Here is a 23,317-nt window from a genome sequence, read left to right on the forward strand (position 1 = left end):
CCGATGATGTTGCCGTCGCCGGGTATGGGTGCCCCGCCAGCGCCGCCTGGGCTGCCGGCAGGCTCAGCGTCGGTGACAGCTCCTGCGGGTCCGGTCAGCGGGTCTGGCGGGGGGGTGCCCACGGTCGCTTCTGGCGGAGTGGGTGGCGCTGGGGCGGCGCTGGTTCCGGCACCGGTCGTGAGCGCTGGAAGCGCACGCCCTACACGAGCCCCCACCGAATCCCCAGAGTTGTTGGCTGCGAAGGCTTTAGCGATCCAACTTCGCCGCGATGGCGATGCGGCGCTGTACCCGGTGATCGATTGGGCGGTAGGAGTGTTTCGCTCTGAGTCCGGCTCAGCGACCGAGACCGTGTTCATGTCCAACGAAGGATTTGGTTACATTCCGCACGGCGTGTTCGTTCCACGGTCGGCACGGCTGTTGACGGTGGACCCGTTGGTGGATAACGCTTTTCGCGAGCGATGGTTCGGTTGGCTGGACCCGGCTCGCGTGCTGGTGGAGTACGCGCGGCTCCGCAGTCGCGGAGGTGCGCGTTTAGTCGCGGCGGCAACTACCAGCAAAGTTGTTGACGCCTTGCGCGAATTCGGTGTCGAGCATGCGTCGTGCCCGCGGGACTATAACGAGCTGCTTCCCGCACCGCCGGTGCTTGACGACATGCACGCACACCGACTGGCGGTCCAGTGGCCCGATCTCTTTCCGCGCATCACCCGCCTTGCCGACTGGAACGGCGGTGCTGTGCTGAACCGGGTGATGGTCCCGCTAGTGATGGAGATGATGGACGGGGTGCAGCACGGGGGTGGCGGTGTGGACTGTCCACCCCCACTGCGGCAGATGTGGGATGTGCTCGGCTCTGGCGATGTAATCCCGCAAAAGGCGTGGGATGATTTCCATTTAGAAGCCCGTCTTTATTACACGACGACGAGCTCGAATCCAGGGCGCGACGTCGAAGCCGACACGAGCGGGCGCGTCGTCTATCAAGCTGAGTGGCTGGTCGCTCGCACCATGGAGGTAGTGGGAGGCTGGGCTCACCAGCCACCTTCGCTAGCCGACATGGCTTACGCGGCCGCCGCGGCCTGCGTCGGTGATTTCGCGGCCACGCTGGAGCCAATGCTGCGGCCGCTTGAGGACGAGGCGGCCGGAGAAGCCAGAGCCAACCGCTGAGGGCAGCAATTCATTTTCGTCGTTTCTGGTGGCGTGAAGTTGGGGTTGCGCCGTACCGTGCTCGCTATGGATGAGAACCAGAGTGACATCGACGCCGGGGTGGAGGCGGCTATTGCGTGGCCGGCATTTGCTGCCGATTCGATGGCCGTGCAATTCGACTGTGTACGCCAGCTGCCCACACATTCGCCGATGCCCACCGCGCCGGGGCAGGAAGGCGGCTCGATGTGGGGTGCGTTGAGTGGCCTGGTAGAGGCTGTCGACGCGCAGGCGAGTGCGATGAACAGAGCGTTGGCGGCCAGGGTGGTCGCCAACGCGGAGGAGTTCGGAGTTCCGGTGCCTGCCGATGTCGCGGAAATTGTGGAACGTTTGAATCAAACGGGAGAAGTGACCTAAATTCAGCCATAAAGCGGCGAATTCGTCACTGAGCGGCCGAATCTCGCGTCAAGTGTATCTTGACGAGCGCATCTGCATTCCCTTAATATCAAGCTCATCTTGATGAGCTGGGTTGCTCTACGGGACGGGGCGCTAATGATCGTGTTTGGTGCCGACTGCGCGACAGGAGACGGCTTCGAGGCAGTCTCGCGGAGCGGAGCTATCCGTGTCTCGTTGACGAGGCAGGGTGCGTGGGCGGGGGTGCGGTTGACCCCGGCGGCGATGGCGCTGTCGGCCGCAGAGTTGGCGGGGCAGATTGTTCAGTTGAACACGTTGGCGTACATGAGATTTCAGCTGAGGCAGCAAGCCGCGGGGGACGTGTCGGCGGCGGGCCAGCGGGTGGTGTCGCCGGCGCAGGTCGATAGGTTCGCCGCGCTGCTCGACGCCAGGTCAACATGACGCCGTCGGAGGCGGACTTGGCGGGTCGCGTCGTGGAACGGCTGCATCGCGTGCAGGATCTGCTGGCGTCGGTCTGTGATGACCCGGGTGGCCATGGACATGAGAGCGTAAATGCCAGCATCGCTGTCGAGGTCGCAGACGATGGGCGGTTGGTGCGGTTGGTGCGGTTGTCGTTATCGCCGCTGTGCATGACCGGTTGCACTGCTGGGCAATTGGAGGACGTGATCAACGCCGCAGTCGTCGCGGCAATGGGTGCCGCAATCCATTGACTAGCTGCGGCGGCTGGGTTGGTTGAGGAATTTCAAGACGGTCTGCAAGAATCTGCGGCGTGCAGGAAAGTCGCGCGCTCAAACAGCTGCTGGCCGCCCACGCCGATCTGCAGCGGTTGACCGCGGAAATCATCGCAGCGCGCCAGCGGCGCCGCGATGCCGCCGCAGCGTTGATTGCGCTGGGCCGCGGCCAGACCTGGATTGCTGCGCAGCTGGGTGTATCGCCGCAAGCCGTCGATAGCTTCCTGAAGTACAAGGACCGTCGAAACCCTACTAGCCCAGCAGGTTCGGGCTAACTCACAGGTCGAGGCCGTGGCCCTCGTCGATGCTGCGGGATTGGCTGCGTCGCCGGTGGAGGTCCCAGACGCGTTGGATGCGCTGCTGGCGTTGCAGGTCGCGGTCCAGGGCGGTGTTGGTCCACCGTTGGTAGGCGGCGCGGCGGCGAGGCACGGCCTGGGCGCGTTCGGCGATCAGGGAGACGACCCGCTCGGGCAGGTGGTGGGTGTCGACCTCGGCGGCGACGTCATGGGCGGTGCGGGCGCGGTCGTTGCGGCTGGTGATGGTGCGCATCAGACGTGCGGCCTCGGCGCTGGTGCCGCGTCGTGCGACGTGCACACCGGGGGTGGGTTCGCCGTGTTCGTGGTCGCCTTCGGCGCCGATTTTGTCGTAGATCATGATGCGGTTGGTGTCGCGGCCGCGGGTGGCGCCCATGTAGAGGGTGCCGCGATCAGCGGTGGTCTTGATCAGTTGGGTGCAGGTGTCCGCGGTCTGCCCTTGGCAGGCTTGCAGGGTCAGCGCGTAGCCGTGATGGACGTGCTGGCGTAGGTAGTCGCCGTGGAAGACGACGCGGGCGTTGTCCTCGAGGCGCCGCGCCGCGATGCGGGCATTGTCGGGATCGACGGCCAGCACTTCCCAGCGTTGCCCGTTGCGCACCGGCCCGGCGGTCTTTGAGGGTGTGGTGGCCCCGGCGCGGTAGTCAAAGACCTTGATGTCGTTGGTGGTGTCGTTTCGTCGGCTGACAATGAGGTCGCCTTCGGCCAGCCGATGACCGCGCGCTCCGGTCACGGTCGGTGCCTGCCCATTCACGGTGACCGCGTGGATACGGGTGTTCAGTTGATCGCACAGCTCCCAGGTATCAGCGATGAGCAACGCGTCGTTACCGGCGTCGCGATCGGCCAGGTAGGCGCGATAGGCGTCTTGGGCCATGGTGACTTCATCGCCGCAGTGCAGCCGATCGTGGCGGCGATACCATTCCACGGCCCGGCGCAGCGGAGCTGGCCCACCGTTGCGCAACGCCAGCGAGGCTTCGCGCTCTTGCGGGTCGTGCATCCGCCAGACTTCGGAAAGCCGTTGCGTCCAGGGCAGGTCGGTGCAGAGTTGTTCGAACATGCCGCCGCGTTTGCGGACCGGACCGAGTTGGAAGGGATCGCCCACCAGCACGGTTTTGATCCCCGCCGCGGTGGTGGCCGCCAGCACCTCGCGCAGTTGGCCGTTGCCGACCATCGCGGCTTCATCGATGACCACCACAGTGGTGCGCCCATCCCAGTGCAGGCGGCCCGCGCGCAGTTCCAGCAGCGCTTTGTCGACGGTGTAGCCGACATCGCCGGCGCCCTGCTGCAACGCCCCGTCGACCGCACGGCCGTTCGGCGCCAGGACCACCACCTGCCGCCGATCGCGCCGAGCCGCGCGGCGCAATGCGTGCAGCGAATGGGTTTTGCCGGCCCCGGCGGGGGCCAGCAGCGGAGCGACCAGCCACGGCGCCGCGGCGATACTGCGCACCGCCTGGCTCTGATCCGGCGATAATCCCCCGACATCACCCACGCCCATAGGAATCACCGCACGCTGATCACGCGCATCCACGGTGCGCAACAGCAGCAGTTCCTCACCCAGCACCCAGTCGATCGTGTAGCGCTCGTGTCCTTCGCGGTGATGGGCCTGCCGTGGCGCGCTGATCCGCATCCCGACCGAATCGGCGGCGTCCTCAAGCTGCTCGCGCACCGAACGCCCATCGCCGTCCACCTCGATCGGCAGCTGCGCACCGATGATCTCGATCAAGTCCGCGCGCGTGAACGCCGCCTTATCGATATCCGCGGCGATCGCGGCCAGACGGCGCCGATCAAACACCGCCGCATCTTGCGCGGCGGTCTCGCGGCGGGCGGCCGCGGCCGCGCGTTGCTCCTCCATATTGATCGTGAAATCACGCGGATCGGCGGCCCACTGCTCGCGCAGCTCAGCCCACGACAAATGTTCGGGCTTCTTCGGGCGGGTGGCCTTTTGTGCCGTCGCCAACTGCCCCTGCGTCGGTGCCCCGTCCACGATCACCAACTTGTTGGCGGCCCATTCCCGCAACTGAGTGGCCCGCTGCGACCACGCCGCGATCGTGGCCGCCGACGCCCCGGCCAGCTCCGCCATCCCGCTGACCACATCCACCGGCCCCCACTCAATGCCGAGCGCGTGATGCAGCTGACGGCGCAACGTCGCCTGATAGATGATCCCGGCCGCCCGCGCTTCATGAAACAACGAATCGGAATCGATCGACACCAGCTTGCCGTCACCGCGCGCCTGCTTGTTCGGCAGCGTCACATGGGTGTGCAGATGCGGATCCCCCGCCCGCGACGTCTCATGCTGATAGGCCACCGCCACCAGCCCCGGCAACCGCAGCAAATCCTTCTTGCCGGTCACCTTGTTATGCACCCGCGTGTATCCCGCGTGCGCATGCAGATACTCCAGCGCTTCACTGACCGCCGCCGCATGCGCATCCACCACCGCCTTGCGTGTCACATCGGTGCCGAACGCGCGCAGCAACGACACCGACTTCGGCGCGCAAAACGTCAAATCAAACCCATGGTTATCCGACGCGGAAAACTTGCGCCCCCGCGCCCCGTTGGGCGCGACCCCGTCATCGAACCAGCGCGCCACCACCGCCGAGTCCGCCGGACCACCCACCCGATCCGCCTTGCTCAACCCCACCAAATCCGCCGCGGCCCGGACATCCCCAGCCACCACCCACACCGGCGCCCGCGTGTTGTGCTCGGAGTAATACTCCCCCAACCCACCATTTGCCCGCACCGCATCCGTAGCCACCTCAGCCGCCGCCGCAGTCTCGATGTAATAGGCGATCGACCACTGCTTCATCCGCGAAAGCGTCAACACCCACCCACCCCCTCGACCACCGCACTGGTGGCGCGCTGAGCGCGCCACCAACCAGTCTTGCACAAAATTGTGCAAGTGTGCCAATTGCTTTAACTGGGTTGCAAAGGGGGCTGCAGACGCGGGGTTCGGGAAGGGGCAAACGGCGAACCGTTAGAAGGATGCGGGGGGCACGTCGGTAGTGGCGGAGAAAGTCTTTGGGAGAAGGCAAGCAACGGAAATGCAGGGAAGCGTCAAAGTTTTGCTGAAGGGCTTGCAAACAGATCCAAACGCGACGTGGCCGTTGCCGCCTGACCTGTCGCGACGACTGACCATCGACGCGACAGAGTGGCCGGGGCAGCTATCGGTGCTGGGGCAGCGGTGGCCACGGCGCGGCGGCGGACGATGCGACAGTTGCAGTGCGTCGCGCCGCGGCTGCGCGTTGGGCGACTGCGAGCGCGGCGAACGCCGCGGCGCGCCCGGGTCCGGTGGCGGCGGCTTTTCCGCGGGCGCGGGCTGCGGCGTAGTCGGCGCGTTCACGCGCCGACGTGCGCGCCCGCGCTAGCGCGGCGGCGCGTTGTTGGGCTTCGCGCGCCTCGTCGAGGGCGGCCGGCCGAGCGTTCAGGGTGTTGTGGGCGGTGTACCACGCCAGCAACGACCCCAACAGGGCGATCGGACGCGCCGGATTGTCCGGGATACGGTGCCCGGTGCCCAACCATTCGTTGACGAGCGTGGTCAGATCGGCCGGTGTCCAGCCAGCGGCGGCCGGTGCGGCCAGCATCGCCGACCAACTGCCGGCGCTGAACCTGCGGGCCCACGGTGGGGCATGCGGATCAGCGCGCCACCGCCCCGCCAAGCGCCGGCCCGCCTCGTCGGGTGCTCGGCGGCGCGTAGCGCCGCGGTGCCGGGCGCGGTGCGCGCCCGCGTGGGTAGTAACCAGCTTTCTCAAACAGGAGGGTTCAGTGGTTAGTGGGGACCGTTCCAGGTGGGGTGACAAGCTGTGCACAAGCCTGGTCACCGTCCGGGTGGTGTGGGCGTTGTCGTGCAGTGCCCAGACCGAGGCCCAGCCGCGGTGGCGATCGCCCATGCGCCAGGAGGCCATCCGTTCGGTGTAGGTGCGTTGGCGGCCGCGCAGGACCTCAGTGGCTACTCCGAGCAGGCGCAGGCATTCGTGGGCGCGTTGGATGGTGCGTTCGTCATAGCCGGTGTCGCGTTCGAGTTGGGCGTTGGTGGGTCGGCAGCCCCGTCCGGTGCTGCGGTCGGCGTAGCGGGCCATGGCAGCGGCGATCACGATCAGGGTGGGTTTGGCGATGCCCCCGTTGCACATCGACGACCGCACGTGCTGGTAGTGCAGGTCGTAGGCGACCGCCACGGTGAGGTGCGCCCAATCGGTGGGGCCGGCGCTCCAGCACGGCACCCCGGCATAGGCGCGGGCGTCGAGGTTGAGGGCGACGAACGCGCTCGGGGGCGGCAGGTCCCGGCCGGCCAGGCGCCGGCCGCGCCGCATCGCCAACACCTCGGTAACACCAGCGGTGCGGATGACACCGCGGCGCGGGCGCGCCGCGGTACAGCCGCGATACACACGCACCGAGCTGTCCACACGTGGTGTGGAAAAAAGTGGATCACGGCACGCAGCAAAATCTGGAACCCCGCCCAGATATGCGCTACCGTGAGACGAGACTCCCAAGTCACGTCCCTTTCAGGGGGCAACGGGTGCGGACCCGGAACCGAGCTGGTAACTCGGTTCAAACCCTTTCGACAGGGCCCCGCAATGCGGGGCCTTTGTCATATCAGTGAGTCGTCCACACCGCTATGGAATTTTTCCCATCTGCCCGGACCTGTGTGCCCGGGCCGCGGTGGCTTACATCGCCAAGGGCAAAACCTCCCTGTCCAACTCGCGAACGGCTTCGGGGTGCCCGACAGCGATCGCAAGCAGATCCGCGGAGAGTTGACTAACACTGGTGCCGCGCTCGGCGGCCATTTCGCGTAGGCGGCCGTAGACGACCGCCGCGGCGCGTACTTTGATCTGTTCGCGATCACCTTTATGCGGCTGTGCCATGTACCTGATCTTTGCGGGCAAGGCGCGGTACCGGGTACCGACACGCCGCCAGCTCCGTGATGTTTTTGTTATGGACTGCCGCGACACGTTCGGTGTGGCAATAGCCGCTAAGAGCGGCCATAGACCTCGCGAACACAAAACGGCAATGAAAAAACCCGCCCCCAGCAGGGACGGGTGGTATGGCGTAATTATGCAACGTGCATTGCATGCACGCAATTCCCCTCCTTTGTCGGGCATGTCACCACGGCGGGGGCTTGGGTACACCGTTGGTGGGATCGGCGAGCTGGCAGGCCTGGAAGTCCGCGGGTGTGAGTTGGTACCACCAGTGATTGCCGACGCCGTCGCCCGGTTGACCGCGGAGTTTTCCCGCGAGTGGGCTGCGGGAAGGATTCACGGTGCCTACCGGGACGCGATCGCGCGCGGTCTGCACCGGAAATTTGAGGTCGCTGTCATTGCTGATGATCACGGCGGCATCGATGCGCTGTTCAAGGATGTCGAGCAGGAGGTGGGAGGCCACGTTGACGTCGGAGCCTTTTTCTTCACGTCGGGCTGTGGAGACCACGAACACCGCGGCAGGGTCGTCTTGGCCGGTTGCGTCTTTGACCATGAGCAGGCCGCCGGGGCGCGCTAGAACGGGTCGCCCCTTGCGGTCAGGGGTGGCCAGCGGCGCGCGCGCTACCCGGTGTACGTAGTTGCCCAGTTCGATGTGGCTGGTTGTCTGAGAGCGCTGTAGGGCACGCAGGTACACGTCTTGTTCGCGGTTACCTACCGGGTTGTCGGCACCAGAGATGACGGCGGTGCAATAGATCACCCGCTCAATCGCGGTGTTGGTCCAGGCTGAGTGATTGGTGACCAGGCGAGCAGCCAGTGCGCGCACGTCGAGCCATCGCCAGCCCGGTGCACCTTTTCCGCATAGCCCGCGGCCGCCGTAGTAGAGGTTGAACCCGTCGATGTACACACCTACCCTCATGGCCAGCGACGCTAGCGATACGGGGTGCAACGGCCGCCCGCGACACCGAATTGAACGCTAGCTTTGCGGTTAGCCAGGCTAGAATTCGCTCATGCGCAAAGGCTGCGGAGCGATAGATCGCTGGCCTGATTTGTTCGTAGGTTTAAGCGCTGAAACCCGCCGGATCGTGAATAACGCGATCGCCAGTAATGTGCTGGAAGGTTGGAAGCCAAGTCGCGGCGATGTCGCGGCCATCATCGATACGGCAACGGGTCATACCTCCGTCGAGGACTACGTGGCGAGCCTGACTCAGAGTGGCTAGTTATGGGTCTGGGCTGCTCAAATAGCCTTTGAGCGCTTGGTTGTGAAGTCTTGGTAAGGCGGGGGAATCCGGCTGCGGAGGCGTTGTTACGTACGGTTCCATGGCATGCCCTTCCTCGTACTGGCCGCTGTTGTGCGTGGTGGTGCTGGCTGTCAAGGCTCGACCGTGGTCGACCGCGTAAGCGGCGTGGCCTTGACAGCCAGCACCGCCACGTTCACCACAATTGGCGGCGAGGAAGGGTACTCCCCCGCAACGATTCATCATCCCGGTGAAGGGTCGTTGCCACGCTACGCTTACAGCGTTATAGCGCTATAAGGTTAGGCGCGTTTGCGTCCGGGTCCGGTGTGACCTGCGGCGTTCCGTTGGAGTTCGGCGACGACCTCGCCCGGGCTGAGTTGGTCGGCCAGACGGTTGAGAGCCAGACGCACAACAGCACTGCGGGTGGCGTCCACACGGGGCTTAGTGGCCCGCGCCGCGCCGCGGACCGTTTCAAGGTAGACGTCGGTGCGCTCGTCGAGGTAGATCGAGACCTTGGCCAACTTGGAGCCACCGGCATCGGTACTGAGCTGAGACACCGGCACTGGGCTGATAGCCATGGCCTCTGGCGAAGGGGCGACCGGTGGGATCGGCGGTGGTGTCGTCTCGGGCATCGAAACGGGTGTTTGACGAGGTGGGTGGCGCGGTGGCGGCACGGCCCGCCGCGAGGTTGTCTTGTTGCGCATCGCGGTGAGTGAGTCCAGTCCGTCAGCCATCAACGTATCCCTTCACGAAAGTGGCCAGGTTGCCGAGGGCGTCGGCGACACGTTGCAAGGATTTAGCCGGTGGGTTTTCGGCGGTGATCGCGATGCGCTTCTTGCGGGTGCCGACGTGCAGGGCGGTGGGGATCGGGGGAGCGACCTGCACGGGAGTGTTCTCGATGATCTGGCGGAGGCGCTGTATTTCTGCGGCCGGCGGCGTGGTGGGGACAAAGTTCGGGACAATGACCAGCGGATAATCCGCGATTTCGTTGACCAGCTCGGCGGTGGCGTCGAGTTCCGCGGTTCGCAGAGCAGTCGGCGCCAGCACGATGTTGGCGACGGCGAGGGCGCCGTGGGCGGCGGGACTGGCGCCTGGGTGGGTGTCAACGACGATCCAGTCCGTGTCCCATTCTTGAGCCCACTTGGTGAGGGCGTCGGCCATGGTGGTGGCGTCGGGTTGATGGTCGTAGAGGTCGGGATGTCCGGGGACCAGAGTGGGCTTCTTGAAGCCACGCAAGGGCCGAGGCGCGGCTACGCCTGGCTCGAGCGCATCAAGCAGTCGAGCACGGGGGTGGTCTTGGGGGCGATATCCCCATTTGGTGGTGACTCCCCCGCCGTCGTGTTCGAGGTCGACAAGGACGGCGCCAAGCAGGGACGCCAGCTCGTAAGCGATGAAGGACTTGCCAACCCCCCCTTTTCGGGAGTGGCATACGACAATTGCAGTCACCCGAGCATCATAACGTTATAGCGCCCTAATGCTAGAGCGTTAAATCGTTAGAGCGTTACAACGCTGTATAGGTTTACTCACTTCAGCGCTCGACTTTTCGGTAGCTCCAAACGATAAGGCGTTAAAGCGTTAGAGCGCTGTAATTGCCTAACACACTAGCTGGGCGAGGCTCAAGGTGATGAGCAGGGCGTAGGCGTTTCCGGGCGATACGGTGTTCGCGGTTGACGTCGTCAACTAGACGTCGGGGATGGTCGTGAGATCACTCGCTTGGCTTGGCGTCGCCGTTGAGCTTTTTGGCCGCGTCGGCGTATAGGTCGAGAGACACCTGCTTCGGGACGCCGCTGAGTTCCTCGACGCGCGCCAGCAGCAAGTAGTTCAACGCGGTCAGTCCGCTCAGCAGATCCCAGATGCCGGCGGGAATCGATTCGCCATCGCGGACCATTTGCCTAGTGATGTAGTCGATCAGACCGGGGTCGGGGGCGCCGCCGGTCGCCGCGGCATGGTCATACCCCTCCAAAAGCCCGCTCATGGCTTCGACGGCGGCCGTGACGTTCTTCGAGTGGCGTGCCATCTCCGCTGCTCGATCATCCATAGCCGCCAGTCTTTCACGGCGCTGTCCTACCAATCGACGGTCTTAGACACAGCCGCAAAGAACCCTCAGTCGCCGTCGAGTTTGTCGAGCAGCGCTCCTGCGACTAGTGCGGTTGCGCGTGCGACGAGGCGGGCTTCCGCTGGGTTCAACGCGGTGGTCTTGCGTGGTTGTCCAGGTCGTCCGTGGCCGGTGCCGGCGTCGTTTCGGAGTCGATTGACTGCGATGGCCAGCAGGAACAGGCATTGATGCACTGCACGGTGCGGGTCGGTATCGAGCTTTGGCAGCTCCGTGGGGGTGGCCATGCCGATCGCGGTGAAAGCGCCGGTCAACGTGACTGGGAAGTTGTCCGACACCGAGTAGTCGCCCACAAGCTCTTTCAGAACGTGTCGGGCCGCGGCTTCATCGAGTTCTTTTCCCGTGCCTAGCTGTAGCGGGGCGTCGTCGGGGTTGAGGTTGATCCTGTCAACATAGGTGCGCAGCGCCGCGGTGAGTTCCGTGCCGCTGAGGTTGTCGATCACGGTCGGTCGTAACGATCCGTCAGGGTCGAGAGTGAACCCGAGAGTGGCGAAGGCCTGGACGAGCTGGGTCACTTTCCCGCTGCCGGCATAGCTTTCGCTGCTGGGGTTAAAGCCCCCGTGAGCACGACAAAGCGCCACAAGTTCTCGGGCCAACGGCAATCCCGCGGTCATGGTGTGTGCTGCCGGTGCGGTGAAGACATGTCGTATTCGGTTCATCTTGCCCAGGGGGGTCCCGTTCGGTGTTTTTCCTTCTGGCGCCGGGTCGAGATTGCTGAGCCCGTGGCGGGTGAATGCGTCGCGGAGCTGCTTGTGTGAGGGGCTCCCTGGGATATCGAAGAAGGGGCCTAGGGCTGCGCCCAGTTCGGTCAGATTCACGGTTGAATCGACTCCGGTGCTGGATTGGCTGCGGGCGCAGAAACGTAGCGGTATGCCGTTGCTCGGCTGATGCCGAACGCTTTGGCAAGTTCGTGGACAGGCTCTCCCGTCTCGGCGAGACGACGGAGCTGCTGCTGTCGCTCAAGGGTGAGTTTGGCGGGCTTGGTGGCCGGTAGAGAGCGTGCTCGCCGGGAGGCCCGAGAAACAGCGCGGCGCTCTCGGCCGAGTTCAAGTTCAAGCTCGGCCAGGGTGGCCATGATGGTGGCGACGGCACGACCTGTCGGGGTGCCCGTATCTACCCCTTCACGTATGGCGCGCAACAGGATTCGGCGTTCACCTAGTTCGGCGATGGTACGTGTTATTTCTGTTACGGATCGCCCGAGACGATCGATGGCGGTAACGATCACGGTGTCACCTTCGCGCGCATAGTGCAGCAGGGCTGCCAGGCCTGGCCGGTCGGTGTTCACCGCACCTGAGAGCTTGTCGGTGAAAATATGGCTGGATTCGACGCGCTGGGCAGCAAGCGCGGCTAGCTGCGCATCGAGGTCCTGGCCCGCGGTACTCACACGGGCGTATCCGAGAATCGTTGTCACACCGCTACCGTCTCATTGCCCTCCGACATCGAGAATCTGAGACACGCGATGTGAGACAAGAAATGAGACGCCGCGACCTGGGCCGATAGTGGACAGAGGGGCTTCCTATTGGGTGTCTCATTTCCCTAGAAATGAGACGGTTTGGTTTGAACACCCACCGGCGTCCATCCGGGCGTCTTGGTCAAACTGCCGAGCGACGCGGGCTCGTGCGCAGTTGAACACGTCGTGTCACAGTTTGCCCTTAACGTGAGGAACATGGCGGAGGAAGCGACACTGCACACCGGGATATCGCCGTTGGCGGTGCTGCTGGCAATCGGTGGTCCAATCTGGCTGTACCGCTTGTGGCGCCCTTCACGCGACCGCAACCTGTCAAAGACCTTCTACGAGTCCACTCTTCCGGTCGGCCTGATCTTGATTGCGGTCATCCTGTTGCCGCCGCCGGGCCCGAAGTGGTTGGGATTCATTGTCGGGTGGTCCCCGATCCTGATCATCGGTGTGCTGCTGTGCGCGGGCGCAGTTCAGGCCCGCCGTGACCGCAAGGCTGATGAGCGGCGGCGGGCGGCGATGAATCTGGCGCGGCGGCGGCGCATGTTGACGCAGGCGCAGTTGACAGTGGTATGGGTCGTCGGCGCGTGTGCGGCGCTGTTCGGATTCCTGATAGTGGCGTCAGTAGTACTCGTGGCGGAAAGTGGCGATAGTGCCCTTACGACGGAGAACGTCCAAATTGGTGGCGCCCTGGGCATAGCATTCATAGTGATCGTCGGCATAGCTGGCTGTATTCACGTGGGGCTCCGGCCGGCGAAGATCGCCCGAGAAGATGAACGGCTTCGGCAGCTCGACCTGGGCCTTGAGGACGACACCAGCGACCAAGACTGAGGCGTCGAATGTGTCGAGCATCGAAGACAACGAGACCACTCGTGCGGAACCGACGCGCTCGGTTGAAGTTACGTTCTTGATGCGAACGGTTGGCGCAATGTCACTACGCCGCCGCCCGCCCCGCTTACCCTGAGCCGCATGGTCATCCGCGCGCTCTTTGTCGATGGTGGCGCGATGTCAGCCCCCGCTTCTACGCTGTGCGCTATGGCTGAACGTGTGGTTGTTGATTCGGAAGCACCGGCTATTGCCGCCCGAGCGGCCGCGGAGGGGTTGAGGACGAATGTTGACGACGCCCCTGCCCTCCCACTGAGCGGCGGCGGCGTTAGTGCTTTCGATGCAGCATTAGCTGCGCTTCATACCTGGGGATATGGTGTCCATCAGGCAGTTACACAAACGGTCAGTTCACGTGGTGAAAGGCTCGGCACCGCAAGCGCCGCGGGGTTCGCCACCCTGTCAGAAATGGACACCGCTAATGCCGGTGAACTAGGGCAAGTCGGCGAGACAGCATGACGCTTCCGGAACCATTCGCGCCGCCAGCGGCGCAGCAGCACGGTCCATCAGGCATGGCGGAAACGGGATACCAGCCGCCAACCGCGGGCCGTAGTGGGCGACTCCTGACAATCACGGCACTCGTCGTAGCCATTGCAGCCGCGGGGGTGAGCGCCGCGGCGTTGACACACCGTTCTGCATCGCAATCACCTTCGGCACCCATCGAACCGACGCCACCAAGAACTGCCGCACCTAATGAAGTCACCGCCGCAAAACGCGAAGCGTGCGACGCATGGCGGGCGGCGTCCAAAGCAATGGTCGCCGCCCGCAGCGCATTCGTAAACTCGCCGCCAGCTTGGGATGACCCAGTGACGGTACGGAGTCTCTCCGAAGCCGAGTCCGGCATCTTGATCCAGGTCGAATACTTACGACAACACATTGCCCCAGCGGCGCCCCCAAGTGTCGCCGGCGCCATAGCCGAATACATCTCTGCGACCATCGATATGGTCGCCGCAGACGGTCAACATGCCGCCGCCGACGTCGCGAACGCTGCAGCGCAACGAGGAATTGATGCGGCTGCAAAAGTCCGCTCGGTTTGTGGGTAACTAAATGCTCCCACGCACAGAGGGTCGTCCGTATTCAGATTCGATTGTGCCGCCGTGGATGTGGTCGCGGTACAGCGGTTTAGAACCTGCACGCGCCGAATTCCGAACGGCACGAGGTGTTCACGAAGACGTAGGAAATTCGTATCGTGTTGCAGCAGTGAAGCTTTCATCGGCAACAGAAGGTTCCGCAAGCGAAGCTATGATCACCGCCCACCAGCGGATGGGCGTCGACCACGGCCAAATCGCGTCGATTCTGCAACACCTGGACTCAGGCTTACGCGAAGCTACCGAACTTCAATATGCCTTGAACCGGGCGCTTGACCGGATCGATGCCGACGCGCACGATGAGCTTGCCGCGGCACCACCCACCCAGCGGGCGTCGATCATCGCCGCCCGACATGCCCAAGCGCTGGCGGTCCACTCCGAATTCGTAGGTGGCATAACGAGTCTCCATGCGCGTATGCAAGGTCGCGTTGAACCGATTGCCACGGGAATTCTGGGTCGTGGCGGCGCGCCTCTCGACACGCCTCCGGACCCTACTCAGGCGCTTGATGGCGACCCGCAAATGCGCGGGCCGAAAAAGAAGGGCGAACAGCACGGCGAGTCTGGTAGCGGTGGCAGCGGCGCTACGGACGATCCTTTTGCGTCCAATCCTCAGTTGCGCGGAAATTTGTCCGGCGGCGGAATAACATCACCCCCTCAGCCACCCCGTGTGATGCCACCCTCGCCGTTAACGGACGGCGGAATTTCCGGCGCTGGGGGTATAGGCGGAATGTCATCCGGTGGGCTTGGCGGCGGACTCGGGGGTGGTGGTGTGGGGGCTGGAACTCCGATGTCGGGGTTGTCCTCGGGACTTGGCCGAGCTTCAAGCTCGGCAGCCGGAGGCCTTCCGTCGAGTCTGTCCACAGGTGGCGGCGCGCCATCGTCGGCAGTCCCGGGGCTCAGCCAGCCCTCGGCCGCGTTCAGTCAAGGTTTGGCCGCGGGCTCGGCGGGTGGTGCGAGTTTCGGCGGGGTGCCGCCGGCGGCCACGGCAGCGGGTGGGGGACCGGCCGCGAGTTCGGCGGGTGGTGTGCCCGCTGCGGGCCTGTCCGCGGGGCAGGCCACACCGGCCTCGGCGAGTGGTATCGGGATGCCGGGTGCTCACGCGCCGGTACCGGCTGCGGGCGCATCCGGCGGTGCGGGTGCTGCTGCTCCGCCGATGATGTTGCCGTCGCCGGGTATGGGTGCCCCGCCAGCGCCGCCTGGGCTGCCGGCAGGCTCAGCGTCGGTGACAGCTCCTGCGGGTCCGGTCAGCGGGTCTGGCGGGGGGGTGCCCACGGTCGCTTCTGGCGGAGTGGGTGGCGCTGGGGCGGCGCTGGTTCCGGCACCGGTCGTGAGCGCTGGAAGCGCACGGCCTGCGCGAGTGCCCAGTGAATCCCCAGAGTTGTTGGCTGCGAAGGCTTTAGCGATCCAACTTCGCCGCGATGGCGATGCGGCGCTGTACCCGGTGATCGATTGGGCGGTAGGAGTGTTTCGCTCTGAGTCCGGCTCAGCGACCGAGACCGTGTTCATGTCCAACGAAGGATTTGGTTACATTCCGCACGGGTGTTCGTTCCACGGTCGGCACGGCTGTTGACGGTGGACCCGTTGGTGGATAACGCTTTTCGCGAGCGATGGTTCGGTTGGCTGGACCCGGCTCGCGTGCTGGTAGAGTACGCGCGGCTCCGCAGTCGCGGGGGCGCGCGTTTGATCGCGGCGGCCACTACCAGCAAAGTTGTTGACGCCTTGCGCGAATTCGGTGTCGAGCATGCGTCGTGCCCGCGGGACTATAACGAGCTGCTTCCCGCACCGCCGGTGCTCGACGACATGCACGCACACCGACTGGCGGTCCAGTGGCCTGAGCTCTTTCCGCGCATCACCCGCCTTGCCGACTGGAACGGCGGTGCTGTGCTGAACCGGGTGATGGTCCCGTTGGCGATGGAGATGATGGACGGTGTGCGGCACGGGGGTGGCGGTGTGGACTGTCCACCACCATTGCGGCAGATGTGGGATGTGCTCGGCTCTGGCGATGTAATCCCGCAAAAGGCGTGGGAGGATTTCGCCTTGGAAGCCCGTCTTTATTACACGTCAACGAGCTCGAATCCAGGGCGCGACGTCGAAGCCGACACCGGCGGGCGCGTCGTCTATCAAGCTGAGTGGCTGGTCGCTCGCACCATGGAGGTAGTGGGAGGCTGGGCTCACCAGCCACCTTCGCTGACCGACATGGCTTACGCTGCGGCGGCGGCCTGCGTCGGTGATTTCGCGGCCATGCTGGAGCCAATGCTGCGGCCGCTTGAGGACGAGGCGGCTGGAGAAGCCAGAGCCAACCGCTGAGGGCAGCAACTCGGTTTCGTGCGCTACTGGTGGCGTGAAGTTGGGGTTGCGCCGTACCGTGCTCGCTATGGATGAGAATCAGAGCAATATCGACGCCGGGGTACAGGCGGCTATTGCGTGGCCGGCATTTGCTGCGGATTCGATGGCCATGCAGTTCGACTGTGTACGCGAGCTGTCCACACATTCGCCGATACCCGCCGCGCCGGAGTTGGGCGGCGGCTCGATGTGGGGTGCGTTGAGTGGCCTGGTAGAGGCTGTCGACGCGCAGGCGAGTGCGATGAACAGAGCGTTGGCGGCCAGGGTGGTCGCCAACGCGGAGGAGTTCGGAGTTCCGGTGCCTGCCGATGTCGCGGAAATTGTGGAACGTTTGAATCAAACGGGGGAAGCGACCTAAATTCAGCCATAAAGCGGCGAATTCGTCACTGAGCGGCCGAATCTCGCGTCAAGTGTATCTTGACGAGAGCATCTGCATTCCCTTACTATCAAGTTCATCTTGATGAGCTGGGTTGCTCTACGGGACGGGGCGCTGATGATCGTGTTTGGTGCCGACTGCGCGACAGGAGACGGCTTCGAGGCAGTCTCGCGGAGCGGAGCTATCCGTGTCGCGTTGACGAGGCAGGGTGCGTGGGCGGGGGTGCGGTTGACCCCGGCGGTGATGGCGCTGTCGGCCGCGGAGTTGGCGGGGCAGATTGTTCAGTTGAATACGTTGGCGTACATGAGATTTCAGCTGAGGCAGCAAGCCGCGGGGGACGTGTCGGCGGCGGGCCAGCGGGTGGTGTCGCCGGCGCAGGTCGATAGGTTCGCCGCGCTGCTCGACGCCAGGTCAACATGACGCCGTCGGAGGCGGACTTGGCGGGTCGCGTCGTGGAACGGCTGCATCGCGTGCAGGATCTGCTGGCGGCGGTCTGTGATGACCCGGGTGGCCATGGACATGAGAGCGTAAATGCCAGCATCGCTGTCGAGGTCGCAGACGATGGGCGGTTGGTGCGGTTGTGGTTATCGCCGCTGTGCATGACCGGTTGCACTGCTGGGCAATTGGAGGACGTGATCAACGCCGCAGTCGTCGCGGCGATGGGTGCCGCAATCCATTGACTAGCTGCGGCGGCTGGGTTGGTTGAGGAATTTCAAGACGGTCTGCAAGAATCTGCGGCGTGCAGGAAAGTCGCGCGCTCAAGCAGCTGCTGGCCGCCCACGCCGATCTGCAGCGGTTGACCGCGGAAATCATCGCAGCGCGCCAGCGGCGCCGCGATGCCGCCGCAGCGTTGATTGCGCTGGGGCGCGGCCAGACCTGGATTGCTGCGCAGCTGGGTGTATCGCCGCAAGCCGTCGATAGCTTCTTGAAGTACAAGGACCGTCGAAACCCTTCTGGCCCAGCGGGTTCGGACTAAGTTATAGGTCGAGGCCGTGGCCCTCGTTGATGCTGCGGGATTGGCTGCGTCGCCGGTGGAGGTCCCAGACGCGTTGGATGCGTTGCTGGCGTTCGAGGTCGCGGTCCAGTGCGGTGTTGGTCCACTGCTGGTAGGCGGCGCGGCGGCGAGGCACGGCCTGGGCGCGTTCGGCGATCAGGGAGGCGACCCGCTCGGGTAGGTGGTGGGTGTCGACCTCGGCGGCGACGTCATGGGCGGTGCGGGCGCGGTCGTTGCGGCTGGTGATGGTGCGCATCAGGCGCGCAGCGTCAGCGCTCGTGCCGCGGCGTGCCACGTGCACACCGGGGGTGGGTTCGCCGTGTTCGTGGTCGGCTTCGGCGCCGATTTTGTCGTAGATCATGATGCGGTTGGTGTCGCGGCCGCGGGTGGCGCCCATGTAGAGGGTGCCGCGATCAGCGGTGGTCTTGATCAGTTGGGTGCAAGTGTCCGCGGTCTGCCCTTGGCAGGCTTGCAGGGTCAGCGCGTAGCCGTGATGGACGTGCTGGCGTAGGTAGTCGCCGTGGAAGACGACGCGGGCGTTGTCCTCGAGGCGCCGCGCCGCGATCCGGACATTGTCGGGATCGACGGCCAGCACTTCCCAGCGTTGCCCGTTGCGCACCGGCCCGGCGGTCTTTGAGGGTGTGGTGGCTCCGGCGCGGTAGTCAAAGACCTTGATGTCGTTGGTGGTGTCGTTGCGCCGGCTGACAATGAGGTCACCTTCAGCCAGCAGATGACCGCGCGCGCCGGTCACGGTCGGTGTCTGCGCATCCACGGTGACCGCGTGGATACGGGTGTTCAGTTGATCGCACAGCTCCCAGGTATCAGCGATGAGTAACGCGTCGTTACCGGCGTCGCGATCGGTCAGGTAGGCGCGATAGGCGTCCTGGGCCATGGTGACTTCATCACCGCAGTGCAGCCGATCGTGGCGGCGATACCACTCCACGGCCCGGCGCAGCGGCGCTGGTCCACCGTTGCGTAACGCCAGCGAGGCTTCGCGCTCCTGGGGGTCATGCATCCGCCACACTTCGGAAAGCCGCTGTGCCCAGGGCAGGTCGGTGCAGAGTTGTTCGAACATGCCGCCGCGTTTGCGGACCGGACCGAGTTGGAAGGGATCTCCCACCAGCAGGGTTTTGGCCCCCGCCGCGGTGGTGGCTGCTAACACCTCGCGCAATTGACCGTTACCGACCATCGCGGCTTCATCGATGACCACCACTGTGCGTGCATCCCAGTGCAGGCGGCCCGCGCGCAGTTCGAGCAGTGCCTTATCAACGGTGTAGCCGACATCTCCGGCGCCCTGCTGCAAGGCCCCATCGACCGCCCGCCCGGTCGGTGCCAGGACCATCACCTGCCGTCGATCACGGCGAGCGGCGCGGTGCAACGCGTGCAGCGAATGGGTTTTGCCGGCCCCGGCGGGCGCCAGCAACGGGCACACCAGCCACGGCGCCGCAGCGATACTGCGCACCGCCTGGCCCTGATCGGCCGACAACCCCGCGACATCACCCATTCCCATAGGGATCACCGCACGCTGATCGTGGGCATCCACGGTGCGCAACAGCAGCAGTTCCTCGGCCAGCACCTGGTCGATCGTGTAGCGCTCGTGTCCTTCGCGGTGATGGGCCTGCCGTGGCGCGCTGATCCGCATCCCGACCGAATCGGCGGCGTCCTCAAGCTGCTCACGCACCGAACGCCCATCACCGTCCACCTCGATCGGCAGCTGCGCACCGATGATCTCGATCAAGTCCGCGCGCGTGAACGCCGCCTTGTCGATGTCTGCGGCGATCGCGGCCAGACGGCGCCGATCAAACACCGCCGCATCCTCCGCGGCGGTCTCGCGGCGGGCGGCCGCGGCCGCGCGTTGCTCATCCATATTGATTGTGAAATCACGCGGATCGGCGGCCCACTGCTCGCGCAGCTCAGCCCACGACAGGTGTTCGGGTTTTTTCGGGCGGGTGGATTTCTGTGCCGTCGCCAACTGCCCCTGCGTCGGTGCCCCGTCCACGATCACCAAATTGTTGGCGGCCCAGTCCCGCAACTGGGTGGCCCGCTGGGACCACGCCGCGATCGTGGCCGCTGAGGCCCCGGCAAGCTCCGCCATCCCGCTGACCACATCCACCGGCCCCCACTCAATGCCGAGCGCGTGATGCAGCTGACGGCGCAACGTCGCCTGATAGATGATCCCGGCCGCCCGCGCTTCATGAAACAACGAATCGGAATCGATCGACACCAGCTTGCCGTCACCGCGTGCCTGTTTGTTCGGCATCGTCACATGGGTGTGCAGATGCGGATCCCCGGCCCGGCTCGTCTCATGCTGGTAGGCCACCGCCACCAGCCCCGGCAACCGCACCAGGTCCTTCTTGCCGGTCACTTTGTTATGCACCCGCGTGTATCCCGCGTGCGCATGCAGATACTCCAGCGCTTCACTGACTGCGGCCGCGTGCGCATCGACCACTGCCTTGCGTGTCACATCGGTGCCGAACGCGCGCAGCAACGACACCGACTTCGGCGCGCAAAACGTCAAATCAAACCCATGATTGTCCGACGCGGAAAACTTGCGCCCCCGCGCCCCGTTGGGCGCGACCCCCGCATCGAACCAGCGCGCCACCACCGCCGAGTCCGCCGGACCACCCACCCGATCGGCCTCGGTTAATCCCACCAAATCGGCCGCGACGCGGGCATCCCCTGCTACCACCCATACCGGCGCCCGTGTGTTGTGCTCGGAGTAGTACTCGCCCAACCCACCGTTTGCCCGCGCCGCATCCGTAGCCGCCTCAGCCGCTGTCGCAGTCTCGATGTAATAGGCGATCGACCACTGCTTCATCCGCGAAAGCGTCAGCACTCAACCCACCCCTCGACCACCGCACTTGTGGCGCGCCGGCGCGCCACCATTAGTCTTGCACAATATTGTGCAAATGTGCCAATTGCTTGATCTCTTTGGCGGCTTGTTCTTAGTTGACATGATTCTTTTTCAGGAGACGAACTAGGAATCGGGCTCAGGGAAGGCAAAGGGGTTACGCGCTGATTGGACGGTTTTGCTCGTGAACAGGGGCCAGAGGTAAGTGACAGCGATATTTGCTCAGCACAAAAGATTCGAACGCGGGCGGGTCTATCAGCGGGATATTGACGGAGGTGTCGCCGGGGCGGCCCCGGGAGGGCGATGTTGGCCAAGACGCGGCGGAATGCGCGGTACTTGCGGTACTTGCGGCTCGGCGCGCTGCGGTCGCGCGTTGGGCGAGCGCGAGCGCGGCGAACGCCGCGGCACGTCCGGGTCCGGTGGCGGCGGCCTGGCCGCGGGCGCGGCCAGCGGCGTGTTCGGCGCGCTCGCGCGCCGCGGTACGCGCCCGCGCTTGCGCGGCGGCGCGTTCGTGGGCTTCGCGCGCTTCATCGAGCGCGGTGGGTCGTGCAGTCAGGGTGTTGTGGGCGGTGTGCCAGGCCAGCAACGACCCCAGTAGCGCGATCGGGCGTGGCGGATTGTCTGGGATGCAGCGCCCGATGCCTAGCCATTCACTCACCAGCGCGGTCAGATCGCGCGGTGTCCAGCCAGCGGCCGCCGGCGCGGCCAGCATCGCGGCCCAACTGCCGGCGCTGAACGCGCGGGCCCACGGTGGGGCGTGCGGATCAGCGCGCCACCGCACGGCGAGGCGCCGCCCTGCCTCGTCGGGTGCTCGGCGGCGCGTAGCGCCGCTTTGCCGGGCGCCCTGTGCGCCCGCGCGGGTAGTAACCAGCTTGACCAAACTGGGGGGGTGAGAGGTTACTGGGGACCGTTCCAGGTGGGGTGACAAGCTGTGCACAAGTCGGGTGGTGTGGGCGTTGTCGTGCAGTGCCCACACCGAGGCCCAGCCGCGGTGGCGATCGCCCATGCGCCAGGACGCCATGCGTTCGGTGTAGGTGCGTTGGCGGCCGCGCAGGATCTCTGTGGCCACCCCAAGCAGGCGTAGGCATTCGTGGGCGCGTTGGATGGTGCGTTGGTCATAGCCGGTGTCGTGTTCGAGTTGGGCGTTGGTGGGCCGACAGCCCCGCCCGGTGCGCCAGTCGGCGTAGCGGGCCATGGCCGCGGCGATCACGATCAGGGTGGGTTTGGCGATGCCCCCGTTGCACATCAGCGGCCGCACGTTCTGGTAGCGCAGGTCGTAGGCCACCGCCACCGTGAGGTGCGCCCAGCCGGTGGGGCCGGCGCTCCAACACGGCACCCCGGCGTAGGCCTGATCGTCGAGATTGAGGGCGACGAACGCGCTCGGGCACGGCATATTCCGGCCAGCCAGACGCCGGCCGCGCCGGATCGCCAACACCTCGGCAACCCCGGTAGTGCGGATGACACCGCGACGCGGCCACGCCGCGGTACAGCCGCGATACGCACCGGCCGAGCTGTCCACACGCGGTGTGGACGAAAGTGGATCACGGCACGCAACGAAATCTGGAACCACGCCCAGATATGCGCTACCGTGAGACGAGTCATGCAAGACACGTCCCTTTCAAGGGGCAACGGGTGCGGACCCGGAACCGAGCGCCAACTCGGTTCAAACCCTTCCGACAGGGGGCCCCGCTCACGCGGGGCCTTCGTCATCTCAGCGAGTCGTCCACACCGCTATTCAGCTGTCAGCATCTGCCCGGCCGGGGCGCAAGGTATGAAGAAAGAAGGGGCTGCCGGGCGCGGCGGGATTCACATCGCCAAGGGCAAAACCTCCGGCTTCTTGTTGAGCTCACGCACTAGATCCTTGAGGTCATAGCGATAGGCCAGAACGTCGGCGACGAGCTGGGACATGCTGATGCCTCGCGCAGCGGCTTCGGCTTTGACTTCCTCGTATACCTGTTCAACGGGGCGGCACATGATGAGTTTGCGCTGACCTTTATGCGGTTGAGCCATGGCGCGATCCTTACATGGCTATCTGATAGCGGACCCCCGACACGCCGAGTGTCCTGTGATGCTTTTGTGACACAAGCAGCCAGCAGATTTGCCCCGACTTTTTGCCCGCGTTGTATCACCTGGCGGCCGGGGAAGCTGAGCCCCAGCACGGGGCCTTTGACCGCGGTGGGGGTGGGGGTTGGAGCGGGGCTGTGCGCGACGATCAATGTGGCCCTGGCAGCGGAGCGCAGCGGCACAGATCACCGTGCGCAGGTTGGCGATTTCGCAGTGGCGGGTAAGTCTTGAGTAGGCCGCGCGGCTCGTCAGCGTCGGCGTGTTGGGGTGGACCAAGGATAGTCTTGCGCGGGCAAGTGATGGCTTCCTTCGTAATGGCCGCGCTTGTGCGTGGTGGCGCGGGCTGTCAAGGCTCGACCTAGGGTCGACCGCGCCAGCGGCATCTGGCCTTGACAGCTCGCACCACCACGTTCAC

At 65.1% G+C, this 23,317-nt stretch carries 27 protein-coding genes; 13 read left to right on the plus strand and 14 right to left on the minus strand.

Annotated elements, in window-relative coordinates:
- The first annotated feature begins 228 nt into the window (after window positions 1–228).
- The 5 genes from ACZYZ9_RS25790 (at window position 229) to ACZYZ9_RS25810 (ending at window position 2,554) form a co-directional block, all read left to right on the plus strand.
- On the plus strand, window positions 229–1,158 hold the full coding sequence (locus ACZYZ9_RS25790; protein ID WP_463829003.1) for a hypothetical protein: 930 nt from the start codon (window positions 229–231) through the stop codon (window positions 1,156–1,158).
- A 66-nt stretch (window positions 1,159–1,224) separates the two neighbouring features.
- Window positions 1,225–1,551: a hypothetical protein gene (locus ACZYZ9_RS25795; protein WP_463829004.1), complete on the plus strand. Its 327-nt coding sequence runs from the start codon at window positions 1,225–1,227 to the stop codon at window positions 1,549–1,551.
- 213 nt (window positions 1,552–1,764) lie between these two features.
- Window positions 1,765–1,989: a hypothetical protein gene (locus ACZYZ9_RS25800; RefSeq protein ID WP_463829005.1), complete on the plus strand. Its 225-nt coding sequence runs from the start codon at window positions 1,765–1,767 to the stop codon at window positions 1,987–1,989.
- Window positions 1,986–2,258, plus strand: a complete 273-nt coding sequence (locus ACZYZ9_RS25805; RefSeq protein WP_463829006.1) for a hypothetical protein — start codon at window positions 1,986–1,988, stop codon at window positions 2,256–2,258. The genes ACZYZ9_RS25800 and ACZYZ9_RS25805 overlap by 4 nt, the downstream gene beginning before the upstream one ends.
- Before the next feature lie 59 nt (window positions 2,259–2,317).
- Entirely contained in the window at window positions 2,318–2,554 is a 237-nt protein-coding gene (locus tag ACZYZ9_RS25810; RefSeq protein WP_463829007.1) for a LuxR family transcriptional regulator, read from the plus strand.
- A gap of 1 nt (window position 2,555) precedes the next feature.
- On the opposite strand, the gene mobF (ACZYZ9_RS25815) is transcribed toward ACZYZ9_RS25810, so the two are convergent.
- The 4 genes from mobF (ACZYZ9_RS25815) to ACZYZ9_RS25830 form a co-directional block, all read right to left on the minus strand.
- Entirely contained in the window at window positions 2,556–5,411 is a 2,856-nt protein-coding gene (mobF, locus tag ACZYZ9_RS25815; protein WP_463829008.1) for a MobF family relaxase, read from the minus strand.
- Between the two features lie 337 nt (window positions 5,412–5,748).
- Window positions 5,749–6,975, minus strand: a complete 1,227-nt coding sequence (locus tag ACZYZ9_RS25820; RefSeq protein WP_463829009.1) for a helix-turn-helix domain-containing protein — start codon at window positions 6,973–6,975, stop codon at window positions 5,749–5,751.
- A 273-nt stretch (window positions 6,976–7,248) separates the two neighbouring features.
- Window positions 7,249–7,446 carry a toxin-antitoxin system gene (locus ACZYZ9_RS25825; protein ID WP_463829010.1) on the minus strand — a complete coding sequence of 66 codons (198 nt, stop codon included), beginning with the start codon at window positions 7,444–7,446 and terminating at the stop codon, window positions 7,249–7,251.
- Window positions 7,447–7,684: 238 nt separating this feature from the next.
- Complete coding sequence (locus ACZYZ9_RS25830) at window positions 7,685–8,416, minus strand: NYN domain-containing protein (RefSeq protein ID WP_463829011.1); 732 nt, start codon at window positions 8,414–8,416, stop codon at window positions 7,685–7,687.
- Between the two features lie 91 nt (window positions 8,417–8,507).
- Here ACZYZ9_RS25830 and ACZYZ9_RS25835 point away from each other — a divergent pair, with 91 nt between their 5' ends.
- Window positions 8,508–8,717, plus strand: a complete 210-nt coding sequence (locus tag ACZYZ9_RS25835) for an antitoxin VbhA family protein (protein ID WP_463829012.1) — start codon at window positions 8,508–8,510, stop codon at window positions 8,715–8,717.
- 317 nt (window positions 8,718–9,034) lie between these two features.
- Here ACZYZ9_RS25835 and ACZYZ9_RS25840 read toward each other — a convergent pair whose 3' ends face one another.
- The 5 genes from ACZYZ9_RS25840 to ACZYZ9_RS25860 all read right to left on the minus strand — a co-directional run bounded on the left by ACZYZ9_RS25840 (window position 9,035) and on the right by ACZYZ9_RS25860 (window position 12,259).
- A complete protein-coding gene (locus ACZYZ9_RS25840; protein ID WP_463829013.1) occupies window positions 9,035–9,313 on the minus strand; it encodes a hypothetical protein in 279 nt (92 codons plus the stop codon).
- Window positions 9,314–9,461: 148 nt separating this feature from the next.
- Entirely contained in the window at window positions 9,462–10,181 is a 720-nt protein-coding gene (locus ACZYZ9_RS25845; protein ID WP_463829014.1) for a ParA family protein, read from the minus strand.
- Between the two features lie 259 nt (window positions 10,182–10,440).
- Entirely contained in the window at window positions 10,441–10,773 is a 333-nt protein-coding gene (locus ACZYZ9_RS25850) for a hypothetical protein (RefSeq protein ID WP_463829015.1), read from the minus strand.
- Window positions 10,774–10,838: 65 nt separating this feature from the next.
- On the minus strand, window positions 10,839–11,666 hold the full coding sequence (locus ACZYZ9_RS25855) for an abortive infection family protein (RefSeq protein ID WP_463829016.1): 828 nt from the start codon (window positions 11,664–11,666) through the stop codon (window positions 10,839–10,841).
- Entirely contained in the window at window positions 11,663–12,259 is a 597-nt protein-coding gene (locus ACZYZ9_RS25860) for a recombinase family protein (RefSeq protein ID WP_463829017.1), read from the minus strand. Before ACZYZ9_RS25860 ends, ACZYZ9_RS25855 begins: the two co-directional genes overlap by 4 nt.
- A 255-nt stretch (window positions 12,260–12,514) precedes the next feature.
- Here ACZYZ9_RS25860 and ACZYZ9_RS25865 point away from each other — a divergent pair, with 255 nt between their 5' ends.
- Window positions 12,515–13,135 (plus strand): hypothetical protein, encoded by a 621-nt coding sequence (locus ACZYZ9_RS25865; protein WP_463829018.1) that lies wholly within the window; start codon window positions 12,515–12,517, stop codon window positions 13,133–13,135.
- Between the two features lie 204 nt (window positions 13,136–13,339).
- Window positions 13,340–13,645: a hypothetical protein gene (locus ACZYZ9_RS25870; RefSeq protein WP_418011088.1), complete on the plus strand. Its 306-nt coding sequence runs from the start codon at window positions 13,340–13,342 to the stop codon at window positions 13,643–13,645.
- 858 nt (window positions 13,646–14,503) lie between these two features.
- Here ACZYZ9_RS25870 and ACZYZ9_RS25875 read toward each other — a convergent pair.
- Window positions 14,504–14,827 (minus strand): hypothetical protein, encoded by a 324-nt coding sequence (locus ACZYZ9_RS25875; RefSeq protein ID WP_463829019.1) that lies wholly within the window; start codon window positions 14,825–14,827, stop codon window positions 14,504–14,506.
- 542 nt (window positions 14,828–15,369) lie between these two features.
- Window positions 15,370–15,546, minus strand: a complete 177-nt coding sequence (locus ACZYZ9_RS25880) for a hypothetical protein (protein WP_463829020.1) — start codon at window positions 15,544–15,546, stop codon at window positions 15,370–15,372.
- A gap of 309 nt (window positions 15,547–15,855) precedes the next feature.
- Here ACZYZ9_RS25880 and ACZYZ9_RS25885 point away from each other — a divergent pair, with 309 nt between their 5' ends.
- The 5 genes from ACZYZ9_RS25885 (at window position 15,856) to ACZYZ9_RS25905 (ending at window position 17,969) form a co-directional block, all read left to right on the plus strand.
- On the plus strand, window positions 15,856–16,581 hold the full coding sequence (locus tag ACZYZ9_RS25885; RefSeq protein ID WP_463829021.1) for a hypothetical protein: 726 nt from the start codon (window positions 15,856–15,858) through the stop codon (window positions 16,579–16,581).
- 67 nt (window positions 16,582–16,648) lie between these two features.
- The gene (locus ACZYZ9_RS25890; RefSeq protein WP_463829022.1) at window positions 16,649–16,975 is read left to right on the plus strand and encodes a hypothetical protein; all 327 of its coding nucleotides are present in this window, start codon (window positions 16,649–16,651) and stop codon (window positions 16,973–16,975) included.
- Between the two features lie 102 nt (window positions 16,976–17,077).
- A complete protein-coding gene (locus ACZYZ9_RS25895) occupies window positions 17,078–17,413 on the plus strand; it encodes a hypothetical protein (protein WP_463829023.1) in 336 nt (111 codons plus the stop codon).
- Entirely contained in the window at window positions 17,410–17,673 is a 264-nt protein-coding gene (locus ACZYZ9_RS25900) for a hypothetical protein (protein ID WP_463829024.1), read from the plus strand. The genes ACZYZ9_RS25895 and ACZYZ9_RS25900 overlap by 4 nt, the downstream gene beginning before the upstream one ends.
- Before the next feature lie 59 nt (window positions 17,674–17,732).
- Window positions 17,733–17,969 (plus strand): hypothetical protein, encoded by a 237-nt coding sequence (locus ACZYZ9_RS25905; protein ID WP_055577140.1) that lies wholly within the window; start codon window positions 17,733–17,735, stop codon window positions 17,967–17,969.
- A 1-nt stretch (window position 17,970) separates the two neighbouring features.
- Here ACZYZ9_RS25905 and mobF (ACZYZ9_RS25910) read toward each other — a convergent pair whose 3' ends face one another.
- The 3 genes from mobF (ACZYZ9_RS25910) to ACZYZ9_RS25920 all read right to left on the minus strand — a co-directional run bounded on the left by mobF (ACZYZ9_RS25910) (window position 17,971) and on the right by ACZYZ9_RS25920 (window position 22,848).
- Window positions 17,971–20,823 (minus strand): MobF family relaxase, encoded by a 2,853-nt coding sequence (mobF, locus tag ACZYZ9_RS25910; RefSeq protein WP_463829025.1) that lies wholly within the window; start codon window positions 20,821–20,823, stop codon window positions 17,971–17,973.
- Window positions 20,824–20,995: 172 nt separating this feature from the next.
- Complete coding sequence (locus ACZYZ9_RS25915) at window positions 20,996–22,357, minus strand: helix-turn-helix domain-containing protein (protein WP_463829026.1); 1,362 nt, start codon at window positions 22,355–22,357, stop codon at window positions 20,996–20,998.
- Between the two features lie 287 nt (window positions 22,358–22,644).
- Window positions 22,645–22,848 (minus strand): hypothetical protein, encoded by a 204-nt coding sequence (locus tag ACZYZ9_RS25920; RefSeq protein WP_055577142.1) that lies wholly within the window; start codon window positions 22,846–22,848, stop codon window positions 22,645–22,647.
- Window positions 22,849–23,317: the final 469 nt, after the last annotated feature.

The organism is Mycobacterium sp. IDUB_28 (genome assembly GCF_055419285.1).

What these genes read in the sequence shown, in the direction of transcription:
- ACZYZ9_RS25795 (WP_463829004.1), top strand. Translation starts at nt 1,225, where the DNA reads ATGGATGAGAACCAGAGTGACATCGACGCCGGGGTGGAGGCGGCTATT.
- ACZYZ9_RS25805 (WP_463829006.1), top strand. Translation starts at nt 1,986, where the DNA reads ATGACGCCGTCGGAGGCGGACTTGGCGGGTCGCGTCGTGGAACGGCTG.
- ACZYZ9_RS25825 (WP_463829010.1), bottom strand. Translation starts at nt 7,446, where the DNA reads ATGGCACAGCCGCATAAAGGTGATCGCGAACAGATCAAAGTACGCGCC.
- ACZYZ9_RS25830 (WP_463829011.1), bottom strand. Translation starts at nt 8,416, where the DNA reads ATGAGGGTAGGTGTGTACATCGACGGGTTCAACCTCTACTACGGCGGC.
- ACZYZ9_RS25835 (WP_463829012.1), top strand. Translation starts at nt 8,508, where the DNA reads ATGCGCAAAGGCTGCGGAGCGATAGATCGCTGGCCTGATTTGTTCGTA.
- ACZYZ9_RS25840 (WP_463829013.1), bottom strand. Translation starts at nt 9,313, where the DNA reads ATGGCTATCAGCCCAGTGCCGGTGTCTCAGCTCAGTACCGATGCCGGT.
- ACZYZ9_RS25850 (WP_463829015.1), bottom strand. Translation starts at nt 10,773, where the DNA reads ATGGATGATCGAGCAGCGGAGATGGCACGCCACTCGAAGAACGTCACG.
- ACZYZ9_RS25865 (WP_463829018.1), top strand. Translation starts at nt 12,515, where the DNA reads ATGGCGGAGGAAGCGACACTGCACACCGGGATATCGCCGTTGGCGGTG.
- ACZYZ9_RS25870 (WP_418011088.1), top strand. Translation starts at nt 13,340, where the DNA reads ATGGCTGAACGTGTGGTTGTTGATTCGGAAGCACCGGCTATTGCCGCC.
- ACZYZ9_RS25890 (WP_463829022.1), top strand. Translation starts at nt 16,649, where the DNA reads ATGGATGAGAATCAGAGCAATATCGACGCCGGGGTACAGGCGGCTATT.
- ACZYZ9_RS25895 (WP_463829023.1), top strand. Translation starts at nt 17,078, where the DNA reads ATGAGCTGGGTTGCTCTACGGGACGGGGCGCTGATGATCGTGTTTGGT.
- ACZYZ9_RS25900 (WP_463829024.1), top strand. Translation starts at nt 17,410, where the DNA reads ATGACGCCGTCGGAGGCGGACTTGGCGGGTCGCGTCGTGGAACGGCTG.
- ACZYZ9_RS25920 (WP_055577142.1), bottom strand. Translation starts at nt 22,848, where the DNA reads ATGGCTCAACCGCATAAAGGTCAGCGCAAACTCATCATGTGCCGCCCC.